Annotated in this window: 10 protein-coding genes and 1 tRNA gene; 2 read left to right on the plus strand and 9 right to left on the minus strand. The window is 43.6% G+C overall.

Annotation, left to right across the window (positions count from 1 at the left end):
- Nucleotides 1–2: 2 nt before the first annotated feature.
- From thiE to RIL182_RS18290, 7 genes are all read right to left on the minus strand, one after another.
- Nucleotides 3–641 carry a thiamine phosphate synthase gene (thiE, locus tag RIL182_RS18260; protein ID WP_006857875.1) on the minus strand — a complete coding sequence of 213 codons (639 nt, stop codon included), beginning with the start codon at nt 639–641 and terminating at the stop codon, nt 3–5.
- On the minus strand, nt 628–1548 hold the full coding sequence (locus RIL182_RS18265) for a hydroxyethylthiazole kinase (protein ID WP_006857876.1): 921 nt from the start codon (nt 1546–1548) through the stop codon (nt 628–630). Before RIL182_RS18265 ends, thiE begins: the two co-directional genes overlap by 14 nt.
- Nucleotides 1549–1911: 363 nt before the next feature.
- Entirely contained in the window at nt 1912–2640 is a 729-nt protein-coding gene (locus tag RIL182_RS18270; protein ID WP_006857877.1) for a TraX family protein, read from the minus strand.
- Nucleotides 2641–2728: 88 nt separating this feature from the next.
- Nucleotides 2729–3427, minus strand: a complete 699-nt coding sequence (pyrF, locus tag RIL182_RS18275; protein ID WP_006857878.1) for an orotidine-5'-phosphate decarboxylase — start codon at nt 3425–3427, stop codon at nt 2729–2731.
- Nucleotides 3428–3535: 108 nt separating this feature from the next.
- Nucleotides 3536–5653, minus strand: coding sequence for a methyl-accepting chemotaxis protein (locus RIL182_RS18280; protein WP_006857879.1), 2118 nt, complete (start codon nt 5651–5653; stop codon nt 3536–3538).
- 145 nt (nt 5654–5798) lie between these two features.
- Nucleotides 5799–5872: transfer RNA gene (locus RIL182_RS18285), tRNA-Pro, on the minus strand.
- A 646-nt stretch (nt 5873–6518) separates the two neighbouring features.
- On the minus strand, nt 6519–7184 hold the full coding sequence (locus RIL182_RS18290) for an ATPase (protein ID WP_197730448.1): 666 nt from the start codon (nt 7182–7184) through the stop codon (nt 6519–6521).
- A gap of 430 nt (nt 7185–7614) precedes the next feature.
- On the opposite strand from RIL182_RS18290, the gene ymfI reads away from it, so the two are divergent.
- Nucleotides 7615–8346, plus strand: a complete 732-nt coding sequence (gene ymfI, locus RIL182_RS18295) for an elongation factor P 5-aminopentanone reductase (RefSeq protein WP_015560090.1) — start codon at nt 7615–7617, stop codon at nt 8344–8346.
- A gap of 24 nt (nt 8347–8370) precedes the next feature.
- Here the strand turns inward: ymfI and RIL182_RS18300 are convergent, their stop codons facing one another.
- Both RIL182_RS18300 and RIL182_RS18305 read right to left on the minus strand, forming a co-directional pair.
- A complete protein-coding gene (locus RIL182_RS18300; RefSeq protein ID WP_006857880.1) occupies nt 8371–10485 on the minus strand; it encodes a glycogen debranching protein in 2115 nt (704 codons plus the stop codon).
- Nucleotides 10482–11210, minus strand: coding sequence for a class II aldolase/adducin family protein (locus RIL182_RS18305; protein ID WP_006857881.1), 729 nt, complete (start codon nt 11208–11210; stop codon nt 10482–10484). The genes RIL182_RS18300 and RIL182_RS18305 overlap by 4 nt, the downstream gene beginning before the upstream one ends.
- Nucleotides 11211–11341: 131 nt before the next feature.
- Here RIL182_RS18305 and RIL182_RS18310 point away from each other — a divergent pair, with 131 nt between their 5' ends.
- Nucleotides 11342–12448 carry a pectinesterase family protein gene (locus RIL182_RS18310; protein WP_006857882.1) on the plus strand — a complete coding sequence of 369 codons (1107 nt, stop codon included), beginning with the start codon at nt 11342–11344 and terminating at the stop codon, nt 12446–12448.
- Nucleotides 12449–12459 lie beyond the last annotated feature (11 nt).

A 12459-nucleotide genomic window follows, 5' to 3' on the forward strand; every position in this document is an offset into this window, starting at 1 on the left:
ACTTACCTGCACACTTCCTCGGACAACTTCCTCAGTTCCTGTGCAGCTGCCCTGATATCCTTCTGCGCAAAGATAGCGCTGATCACAGCCACGCCGTCAATCCCCGTTCCCTTTAACTGTAAAATGTTGTCCCGGCTGATCCCGCCGATCGCAACCACGGGGATCTGTACTGCTGCACAGATTTCTTTTAACACCTCATGATCTAACGTTCCCACATCTTTTTTCGTGCCGCTTCCAAACACAGCACCGGAGCCAAGGTAAGTCGCCCCGCATTTTTCAGCGCGCAGCGCTTCCTCCACCGAGTGTGCCGAAACTCCGATGATCTTATCCTCTCCAAGTCTTTTTCGCACTTCCCCTGCCTCCATATCATCCTGTCCGACATGCACACCGTCCGCATCAATCTCCAATGCAAGATCCACGTTGTCATTAATGATAAACGGCACCTTGTACTCCCTGCACAGTTTTTGTATCTCTTTTGCCTCCTCTAAAAATGCCTGCTCCGAAAGATTTTTCTCGCGAAGCTGTAAAAAGGACACACCGCCCTCCAACGCCTGTCTGACCTGCTCATATAATGTCTGACCATTTAACCAGCTTCTGTCTGTTACCCCATATAATAATAACTGTTTTCTATCGAATCTCATAACGTGCTCCTCTCTCTAATATATCTCCATCCATACACGACACTGCATCCATCAGGCTCACACGGTAAGTTCCGCTGCCCGACTGTCCGCTTTTCTCCGCCGCAAGCTCCCCGGCATATCCCATCATGCAGACTGCTGCCGCCGCTGCCTGTAACTTATTTTCCGGATTCGCAGCAAGAAATGCGGTTAAAATACCGGACAGCTGACATCCTGCCCCGGTCACATGCCCCATCTGCGGATTACCATTTCGAATCACATAACAACTGCTGCCATCCGTGACCAGATCTATGGCTCCGGTGATGGCAACGATCGTCTGCAGTTTCTTTGACAGCATTTTTGCATTACTAATATGCTGTGCTAAATTTTCCTCTGTCACTGTATCTGCATTATCTGCGTCCACGCCTCTTCCAGAACCATCTATACCTGTAATTTTTCCACAATGATCTGATTTATCAGTAATTTTTTCCACATCCATTGTATCTGACACTGCCATATTTCCACTATTTTTTTCCTGTGTTCCACACAAAGATGCCAAGGTTTTGATCTCTGAAATATTTCCCCGGATCGCATCAAACCGTACTTCCTTTAAAAGCTGCTCCGCCGTCTGTTTCCGGAAACTGCTTGCACCGACTCCAACCGGATCTAACACCACAACATGTCCAAGTTTATTTGCCATTTTCCCCGCTTTTTGCATTGCAGGGATTTTCTTTTGATTTAGCGTTCCAAGATTTAGATTTAACCCCATGCAGTGTGCCGTGATTTCTTCTACCTCTGCCTCCTCATCTGCCATGATCGGACTTGCCCCGCATGCCAAAAGGACATTTGCAACATCATTTGCTGTCACATAGTTTGTTATATTATGGATCAACGGTGCCACGCACCGCACATTTTCCAGATACTCTTTCATAAATTTTCTCCATTATAAAATTCCACAGTAGATTTCACTGACAAAATTTCCTGCCCTGTGTTAACCACTTTTACGCACATTATACCTCATTTCCCCCTTCCCGCCTATGCGACTTTATGAATTTCTCATCTGTTTTTAAGATTTCCTTCATTTTCCAGTCAAGAAATGGTCACAATTATTCCGTATCATTAATAACATCAAAAGGAGCTGTTGAGTTTCGACTCGGTGGTTGGGGTTCTGTCAGTTCCGTCAAAAAACAATCCTGCCAGATTTTCCGGCAGGTTTACATATAAAAAGGACTTTAGAAAACATCTCCTCCGTTTTCTAAAGTCCTTTTCCATATACCGGTCCAATGAGCATTCACTATATTGCAGGCACGGATCCATATCCCATTTTATATACGATCAGATACAGGATCAGCAGATGCACCGGATAAAATGCGTAAAAGAAATATTTCATTCCAAAGCCACGTTTTCCATTGTAATAAAAGATTGGAACGAATGCAAACACTGCTGCCCATTCCCACCATACAAATGCCAGACATCCAAACACGACCTGCTGTATTCTGCTTCTCCGGAACAGGTAAAATACCATAATGCAGAGAACTCCGAGTGCGCCGTAATCCGTTGATAAAAACTCTGCCGCAAACATTCCGGCAAGGATTGCAATCGTAGATAATGCCGTCCGCTTCCAGACACTCCAGCGGCTCTGGTTCATCACCGCATCATACGCCATCATGGTAAGCAGACCCAGCAATAATGTAAAAAACACATTCTGATATCCGACTTCCAAAACTTTTCCGTTGAATGCCAGATCAAACGGGATCTCAGATACTGCCGCAAAACATCCCAGACGCAGTGCATATTTTTCCCGGTCTCTTGTATGCATAAATCCTTCTACCAGAAGAAAACAGAATATCGGAAACGCAATTCTTCCGATATTCCGCATCACACGATACAGCTGATAAAGGCCGTCATTATAGCCTCCGAATTTTAATATACGAATGATCACGGTTGCCGCAATATGATCGATCAGCATTGTTACGATCGCGATTATTTTTAATGCGCTTCCACTGAGTCCTTTTCTTTCCATGAAATCCCCTATCTGTCTCAAATTTCTCTCTTAACCGAAAAAAGAGAAAGACCCGTTCATCTTTCTCTTTTCCTGTTTTCATCTGGTACTAGCCTACAAATTCTTCTACACATCTGCGGTATGCTGCTACCGGATCATCTGCCTGAGTAATCGGTCTTCCGACTACGATATAGTCAGAACCAAGTTCTTTTGCCTTTGCCGGTGTTGTCACACGTTTCTGATCGCCAACATCGCCGTCTGCAAAACGGACACCCGGTGTAATGGTAAGGAATTTGTCTCCACATACCTCGTGTACTTTTCCTGCTTCAAGCGGAGAACATACAACGCCGTCTAATCCGGCTTCCATCGTATTCTTAGCATAATGCATAACAGTCTGGTCGATCGGTTTATCGATCCACAGTTCCTGCTGCATTACCTCTTCACTGGTGGAAGTAAGCTGTGTGACTGCGATCAGCAGTGGTCTTGTTCCATCTTCTCTCGTGAGTCCCTCGATGGCTGCCTGCATCATCGCCTTGGTACCTGCCGCATGTACGTTACACATATCCACGTCCAGTCCTGATAATACGGACATTGCTTTTTTAACGGTATTTGGAATGTCATGTAATTTTAAATCAAGGAAAATCTTGTGTCCCATCTGTTTGATCGTGCGGACGATCTCCGGTCCCTCTGCATAAAACAGCTCCATGCCGATTTTTACAAAAGGTTTTTCCTCTTTGAATTTTCCAAGAAAATTGATCACTTCTTCTTTGCTGTTAAAATCACATGCAATAATAACGTCTCTTCCCATATCTTCCTCCTGCTTTACCCTATCCGGTTTATTTTCCCATTGTCAAATGCAATCTATCGTCAAGAATTATACCCGTATAGCAGGTGTTTTGCAAGTCATTTCCATGCCTTAAGCGAGCTTAAAACGATTGATCGTCTCCATCAGGTCTTTTGCGATTGCCTGCAGCGTCTCGGTATGTTCGCTGATCTCTTCCATTGTAACATTTACCTGCTCGGTGGAAGCATTGACTTCCTCGGTTGCCGCTGCGGACTGCTCAGATACCGATGCGATCGTTCCCATCTTATCCACAACAAGATCTTTGTTGGCAGACATAGTGTCATTCAGGGCATTGATACGTTCCATACCGGAGCCTAACATTTCGATCTGTTTCATAATCTCGCCAAAGATCTCTTCCGTGCGGTTGATCGCCTCCTGCTGCTCAGTCTGCAGTACTTCATTTTCCTGCATCGTGGACTCAACCAGTTTTGATTTTTCCGTGATTTCCGTGATGATCTTCTTGATCTCATCCGTTGACTCTTTCGACTCATCCGCCAGTTTACGGATCTCATCTGCAACAACTGCAAAACCTTTTCCCATCTCTCCGGCTCTTGCTGCCTCAATACTTGCATTTAACGACAACAGGTTCGTCTGGGATGTGATGTCTGCGATCGTATCCGATATGTAAAAAATCTTATCAATACTCTCAACCATCTCATTCATAACCTCTAACGAAACTTTTGATTTTTCAGCTGTTTTTCCTGATTTTTCAATCAGATCTTTTACACTCTCAATTCCCTCGGTGCTGACTTCATTTGCCTTTTCTGTCATTCCATTCATGCCGGAAACATATTCTTTTGTCTCATCTAAGCTGTTCTTTAAATGCTCTACTTCCGTGTTGGCTTCCTGTGTACTTTCCGCCTGTTTTACCGCACCCTGCGCCACACTGTCGATTGCCTGTGTTACCTGCTCGATCGTTGTTTTTGTATTTCCAGCGACTTCTGAGATGCCTCCTGCAACTTCAAGAATATGGTTTGATTTATCCTCGACTGCATGGATCAGTTCGGACACATCATCCATCATACCGTTAAAGTTCGTCTCAAGCACACCAAACTCATCGCTTCTGGTAACTTTGATCTTCTCGGAAAAATCACCGCCCGCCACACGATGTGTCGCATTCTGGAGTTTTTTGATCTCGCGGTTAAAACTGAGCGCTGTCAGGACTGCGATCACACATCCAAAGATCAGACCGATCACACCGGCCATCAACGTTCCTATGTTAATGTTGATCAGGTTCTTCTGGTTTTCCTGATCACTGATACAGCCGAGCAGTCTCCATCCGGTAATGCGGTCTGTCATCGCCGTAATGGCACAGTCCCTTCCCTCTGCACGCATGGTATAAGATGCCTGCAATACGATATCATCCGCTGCCGGATCTTCATTTTCCTCCAGCTGTGCTTTCTGTTCTTCGAGTTTATCTAATTCTTCTGTTAACGGAGCAAAAAATTCGAGGTCAGCAACTGTACCATCTGCAAAAGTATTACTTTCGCTGTCAACCACGATATTTCCCTGCTCATCTACCAGCATAACAAATCCCGTATTTAAAAGTCTGATATTTTCCACATAGTCTGCCAGTGCAGATGCATCAATATCCATCGCAACAACGCCCTGGACAACATCTTTATATTTTACTTCCTGACATACCGTAATGATCTGCTCCCCGGTTTCTTCATCCACATACGGCGCAGTGATATAGCTGAAAATAGAATTTACTTTTGCTTTTCTTCCCTGACATGCGGTGTACCATTCTTTCCCGGAAAGGTCTTTATTTTCCACCGTGTTCATCGCTGTCTTTGAACCGTCAGCTTCGTATTGTACCCATCCGGTGATTGTTCTGCCATCATTTAAAGCATAATAGGCACGCACCGAACCATTTACGACTTTACAGGCTGCAACCAGTTCGTCGTTTACATTGTCAATATATTTATCATAGTTTTCCGGCTCAAGCAAAAGCTGTTTGATACTGTCTTTTCTCGTCAAAAGATCTACCGGTATACTGATCGTTTTCTCATATGTCTGCAGACTTGTCATCGCACTGTTTAGTGTCTGCTCACTCGTAAGCTGCATGTTACTGTTTAACACGCTCTCTACTTTACTGTGTGTCAGAAGTGCACAGATCAAAACACTTCCAAGAATCGCAGCCATAAACGCTGCGATCAGCTTCGCACTAAGACTTGTTTTTTTCTTCATTTATGAAATCCTCCTTCTTTCCTCGTTATGTAAGCGGTTACATTTTTTATTATAACATAGATATGACAAATAGGGAATATATTTTAAACAAAGAAAAACCGCCAACCCATGATCTCTCAAGGATTGACGGCTTCCCATCTCATAGTCGGCGCGACAGGATTTGAACCTGCGACCTCTGCGTCCCGAACGCAGCGCTCTACCAAGCTGAGCCACGCGCCGTAATCAAGTCGTCTTGAATCGTGCTTGATTATATTATCACATCTCTACGGAAATGTCCATACCTAATTTTATATTTTTTCAAATTTTTCTCTTAAACTCACTTGCAGAGTTAAATTCTACCCTTCTATGAAATTTAATCCTGTAAAAACATGCTGTTTCTTTTTACACATTACTATTCATATCAGTTTATACTAAATACCATGATGGGCTACACTTTTATTACATTAAGCAGATCCACCCGTTTTCTTTATCCAACTATCTGCAGCCGTCTTATATGTTATGGGCTATTTTTTTCAGCGTTCGTGTATTTCGCCCGTTCTCCCACTTCATTGCTTATGTTTTGGGTTATTTTTTTCCGCATTCATATATTTTGCCCATTTTTTCATGTATCCTCCTCTTTTATTTTCAAAATGGGTGAATTTCTTCATTTAACATCAAAATAGCCCTCGTTTTTTCGTTTTCATGGACTATTTTAAGTATTTCGACCTAATTTTCACCCATTTTGATTGAAAAATACTATAATTCAATAAAATTTCGGACTATTGGTTTCTGATATATATACCTTTCGCCCATTTGAATACCTATACATTGTTCATGTAAAATAATATTGAATCAGTAGTTCTACATACTCATAATCTAAAGGATTCTACAACTGTAACTTTGAATATACATTATGAGCATAATTTTCATTATCCATCATTCCAAAATGTTCCCAATAATACACTTCACCTGTAACAGGATGACGGATGGTGAAATCCGGATATATACTAACATTTTGAATCTGTAATAAACATTCATAACGAAATGGGATTTTGTGTTCGAATAACGCATTTATGATTAAAGCTTCAGATTTTGACCGGACCAGAATTCCGGGAATGGTTTTATGTATCAATTTTTGTGGTTCTTTCGGATTGTTTGTGTAAGAAGCATTTACCCACTCATCCAGTTCTTGCTTTAACGGTACATAGACTCCTGACAAAAGTTTCTGCAACTCTGGATGTTCCTCTACATGATATGAAGAAAATTCATCTAAGCTATATTGCTTCAGATAAATATCTATCCTTTTCTCCTCCTGCTTAAGTTTTCGCAGCCTGCTCTCTAAATATTTTCGTTTTACCAGTTGTTCCGCAAGTTTTCGTTCACTTTTGGAAATGTATTTTGTTTTACCCTTATCGGTATAATACCACTTATAGTACTTATTATTTCTCGTACAGAAAAATGTACCTGATGGAAGCACGTCAATCTGGCTTTGTAAGTCATTGATCCGATCCTCCACTTTTTGTTTTTCCTTCATCATTCGTTGATATAGCACAAAATAAGTCCTCCAATACTATTATTTTTATGCAATAATTCTAACACAGTGCTGTTTCCCTGCAAATCTACAATTTTAATTTCATTTAGATTTTCATTGAAATTGTTTCATTGATTTATTCATGATATAATAAGACTGCCGAGCGAAGCGAGTGTAGATCACGATCATGAAGCATTGCTTCATGATATAATGAGCGCAAGTGAGTCAACATGCTCGTATGATTGACGAACGGTGAATTGGATCATGTGCTGTTTTTGCACATGATATAATGAGCGCAAGTGAGTCAACATGCCTGCATGATTGACGAACGGCAAATGGCATCATAAATGAGTCAAAATACTATGTATTAGAATGAACATAAAAAAATATACAAATATAGCGTAAACACAAACTGGAAATGTTCCAGTAACGGACAAGAATGGAGATTTTTATGAATAGAACCGTACTAGTTACCGGTGCCTCCCGTGGAATCGGACGCGCGATTGCATCCGCATTTGCCGCAGAGGGTGACCGGCTGATCATTACCTGTTCCAGATCAGAACAGGAACTTTTAAATTTCAAAAAAGAACTGGAAGAAACTTTTCACACGGAAGTGCTCGCCAGCGTGGGCGATATTTCTTCCTTTGAATATGTCGAACAATTATTTGAACAGATCACAGAACGCTTCGGTGGAGTGGATGTCCTCATCAACAATGCCGGTATTTCCTATATCGGGCTGCTGACGGATATGTCGATCGATGACTGGAACCGCATTGTCTCCACAAACCTCACATCCGTCTTTTCCACCAGCCGGCTCGCAATCCCACATATGGTGCACGAAAAGAAAGGAAAAATCATCAATATCTCTTCCGTCTGGGGCATTGCCGGTGCCTCCTGTGAAGTTGCTTATTCCGCATGCAAAGGCGGCATCAATTCCTTTACAAAAGCACTTGCAAAAGAACTTGCACCGAGCAATATCCAGGTCAACGCGATCGCCTGTGGTGTCATTGATACGCAGATGAATGCCTGTTTTTCCGAAGAAGAACGCGCAGAACTTGCAGATGAGATCCCGGCAGGAAGATTTGGAACGCCGGAGGAGACTGCCCATCTAGCAGTACAGCTTGCCACAGGAAATGAATACCTGACCGGGCAGATCATTACATTAGACGGCGGGTGGCTGTAACCCGCCGCATTTTTATGTCCCACACTATTCTGCCACTAAAATAACCACACTTCTCGGCGGAACTTTCAATGTTTTTTTATAATAAAACTCGGTCTGTGCCTCCACATCTTTTCCATCCTCATACTCTATGTTTGTATTGACACAGATCTTCCACTGCAGATTGTTCGGCAGTTCCGGAAGCTGCATCACAAGTGTTTCCCAGTATGCATTCATTCCATAGAAAATGATATCATCCCTGGTATCCGCGTCATCCCTGCCGGCATACATGATACCGATCAGTTTACTGGTATAATCCGTACCCCCATTCCACGGGAAACCATTGTGGATACTGATCTCCGGTAGGCCGCAGAGCGCTTTTTTCGTGGAGCGGCGCAAAATCGGATATTTTTCGCGAAATGCGATCATATACCGGAAGAAATCATGGATCTCCTGATATTTCTCCAGTCTGGTCCAGTCAAGCCAGGAAATGATATTATCCTGGCAGTAGGCATTATTATTGCCAAACTGTGTATTACAAAATTCATCTCCCGCATAAAACATGGCAGGTCCCCTGCTGCACATTAAGGTTGCACATGCATTTTTTACCATTCTAAGACGCAGTCCTTCGATCTGCGGATCATCTGTCTCTCCCTCTGCTCCACAGTTCCAGCTGTTTCCGTTGTTATCACCATCCGAATTATTCCAGCCGTTTTTCTCATTGTGCTTCGTATTATAGGCATACAGATCATACAATGTAAATCCATCATGACAGGTGACAAAATTAACGGATGCACTGTCTCCGCGGTGCTCCGGATAAAGATCTTTTGAACCGGTGATACGCGTGATTGCTGTTCCTGCCATACCATCCGTACCTTTTAAAAACTGACGGATATCATCACGGTATCTTCCATTCCATTCTGACCATCGGTTCCATGACGGAAAACTTCCAACCTGATAGAGACCACCCGCATCCCATGCCTCCGCGATCAGTTTGACCTTTCCAAGAATGGCATCACATGCAATCGCCTGAAGCAATGGCGGATCTGCCATCGGTGTCCCTTTTTCATCGCGGGTTAAAATGGATGCCAGATCAAACCGGAAACCATCGACACGATACTCCGTTACCCAGTATCGCAGACAGTCAATGATAAAACGTCTTACTGCCGGATGATTACAGTTCATGACATTGCCACAGCCACTGAAATTATAATAGTATCCATCCGGTGTCAGGATATAATAAATATCATTATCAATTCCCTTAAAAGAAAAACATGGACCATGTTCATTTCCCTCTGCCGTGTGGTTAAATACAACATCCAGGATAACTTCGATTCCATTTTCCTTTAGCTCGTAGATCAGTTCTTTTAACTCATCGCCCTCGTGGTTATGTTCCACCACCGAGGTATAACTGGTATTGGGCGCAAAAAAACAGACTGTATTATAGCCCCAGTAATTATACAGGCGCTCTCCGTCTACCACTCTGGTGCTTTCCATCTCATCAAACTCAAAAATCGGCATCAGCTCGACTGCATTCACTCCCAGATCCTTCAAATACGGGATCTTCTGGCGCAGTCCCTCATAAGTGCCTTCTGCCCCCGGTGTAACACCCGATGATGCATCTTTTGTAAATCCCCTCACATGCATCTCATAAATAACAAGATCCTCAAACGGATGCTCCGTCGGACGGATATCTCCCCAGTCAAAGTTGTTTTCCACAACCCTTGCGTGATAAATAAAATCCGCTCCGCCTTCCGGGCGTTCTCCCCAGTTACGCTGTCCCGTTACTGCCCTCGCATACGGATCAAGCAAAACATTTTCTTTCTTAAATAATAACCCCTTTTTCTCATCATAAGGGCCGTCCAACTGAAATGCATATTCAAACTCTTCGATTTTCAATCCAAAAACGAACATGGAATATGTGTTTCCAATATGATAAGCCTCCGGATATTTTAGGGTCACATACGGCTCTTTTTCCTGCGGCCGGAACAACAGAAGATAACATGCCGTCGCACCAAAGGAATGGATCGTAAAGCTGACACCTCTTGTGGTTGCTGTCGCACCATCTCTGTTATAAAAACCCGGACGTACCTGATATCCATTGATCTCATCCAATGGCTGCAGCCCAACGCCGCGTTCCTGTTTATGTCTGCCTGTACTCATCTGCGATCCTCCTTTTTTTGCGGAGCAAAATGCGACTCACCACTATATTTCTTATACCCCGGATGTTTTCCACTCATTTTATAATAATTGTTTCTAAGATCCACAAGCCGGTCGATATTTTCCCGGTCAATTTCTTTTGCACCTCCGAGCAGATGTGCCGTCAGTGTTATTTTTGCAAACTGCTCTAACGTTTCCATCCGGTAATATGCCGTATAAACATCGGCTCCAACTGTTACCGCTCCATGATTTTTTAACAGGATCGCATCATGTTCCTGCAGATACGGGGTAATGGCATCCGGCACCTCATCTGTGGAAGGTGTTGCATAAGGCGCAATCGGCACTGAACCAAGTGCGAGCACAGTCTCGATCATGGAATACTCATCGAGCGGAATGTCTGCCACGGCAAATCCCGTTGCAACCGGAGGATGTGCATGTAATACCGCCCCGACATCTTCGCGTTCTTCATAACATCTGAAATGCATCCGCATTTCGGACGACGGGCGGTACCCGTCCACAGTTTCGATCATCTCTCCTGCTTTATTTATATGCACGATCATTTCCGGTGTTACCATACTTTTTGACACGCCGGTCGGCGTTGCTAAAAATGTGCCATCGGAAAGTTTTACCGACACATTTCCGTCATTCGACGCAACCCATCCAAGCTGCCACATCTTATGGCACACATCACAGATCTGTGCTCTGATTTCTTTATAACTGAGTTCCATAATCTCCTCCCACCGTACTTTTTTCCTATTTTACTTTCCATTATAATCATCCTCTTTCCTAATTTCAACCAGGCAATATCTGTGTTATACTATCCTCAGAAAATATTAAGAAACAAAGAAAGGCTTTTCCCATGCAAAAAATACTTCATGTTTCCGACAACCCGGAACATTTTTCCTCCATCGGCTCTGCCCTTGCACAAATTCCCGCTAATAACACAACACCTGTTATCATTGAAATTGCACCGGGCATTTACCATGAAAAACTAACCATAAATAAACCATATATCACACTTCGCGGAATGGGCGAAAGCAGTGCTCACACCGTCATCAGCTATGATGATTATGCCCTGGATCTGATGGAAGATGGCAGTAAGCGCGGTACATTCCGCACTTATACCCTCTTTATCGATACACATGATGTAACGCTCCAGCATCTCACCATCGAAAATGCCTCCGGGGATTCCGCAACACACGGACAGGCGATCGCTCTCTATGCCGACGGGGACCGTCTTATGATCGATTCCTGCCGCCTTCTCGGCCATCAGGACACACTTTTTACCGGGCCGCTTCCCGAAAAAGAACGACAGCCTGGCGGTTTCATCGGTCCAAAACAGTTTGCCCCGCGTATCAATGGCAGACAATATTATAAAAACTGCTATATCTGCGGCGATATTGATTTTATTTTTGGAAGCGCCACCGCATATTTTGAACACTGTACCTTAGAATCCCTGCTGCGCACAAAAGCATCTGCACAGTCCGATTTAGTTTCCACTACATCCACCCTGCATGATTCCGGTTCTGATACATCTGCACTGTGTCATTCCAATTCAGATATGGTTCAGAAAAATTATACACTCCCTCCTATCCAGGGTTATGTAACTGCCGCCTCCACACCGGAAGGCCAGGAATACGGCTACATTTTTTCCGACTGCCGGTTCATCTCCAAAGACTGTCCTGCCGGTTCCGTCTATCTTGGCAGGCCATGGCGCGACTATGCAAAAACGATCCTGATTTCCTGCGAACTTGGTGCGCATATCCATCCCGCCGGTTTTCATGACTGGAACCGCGAAAATACACATGACACAGTATATTATGCCGAATACGCAAGTTTCCCTGCCACCTCTGACTACCGTCCGCTTTCTGACCAGGCTGATTTTGTTCAAAATCTGAATGAACAACAAGCCGGATATTTTGCAAAAGAACTGGTTCTCGGTGACTGGGCACCTGATAAACTGTAATTTTTAGCAGA

Origin of the sequence: Roseburia intestinalis L1-82, from assembly GCF_900537995.1 — a bacterium.
In the GTDB taxonomy this organism is placed as follows: Bacteria; Bacillota; Clostridia; order Lachnospirales; family Lachnospiraceae; genus Roseburia; species Roseburia intestinalis.

Coding starts and splice junctions, on each gene's coding strand:
- thiE (WP_006857875.1), bottom strand. CDS start 641: ATGAGATTCGATAGAAAACAGTTATTATTATATGGGGTAACAGACAGA.
- RIL182_RS18265 (WP_006857876.1), bottom strand. CDS start 1,548: ATGAAAGAGTATCTGGAAAATGTGCGGTGCGTGGCACCGTTGATCCAT.
- RIL182_RS18270 (WP_006857877.1), bottom strand. CDS start 2,640: ATGGAAAGAAAAGGACTCAGTGGAAGCGCATTAAAAATAATCGCGATC.
- pyrF (WP_006857878.1), bottom strand. CDS start 3,427: ATGGGAAGAGACGTTATTATTGCATGTGATTTTAACAGCAAAGAAGAA.
- RIL182_RS18280 (WP_006857879.1), bottom strand. CDS start 5,653: ATGAAGAAAAAAACAAGTCTTAGTGCGAAGCTGATCGCAGCGTTTATG.
- ymfI (WP_015560090.1), top strand. CDS start 7,615: ATGAATAGAACCGTACTAGTTACCGGTGCCTCCCGTGGAATCGGACGC.
- RIL182_RS18300 (WP_006857880.1), bottom strand. CDS start 10,485: ATGAGTACAGGCAGACATAAACAGGAACGCGGCGTTGGGCTGCAGCCA.
- RIL182_RS18305 (WP_006857881.1), bottom strand. CDS start 11,210: ATGGAACTCAGTTATAAAGAAATCAGAGCACAGATCTGTGATGTGTGC.
- RIL182_RS18310 (WP_006857882.1), top strand. CDS start 11,342: ATGCAAAAAATACTTCATGTTTCCGACAACCCGGAACATTTTTCCTCC.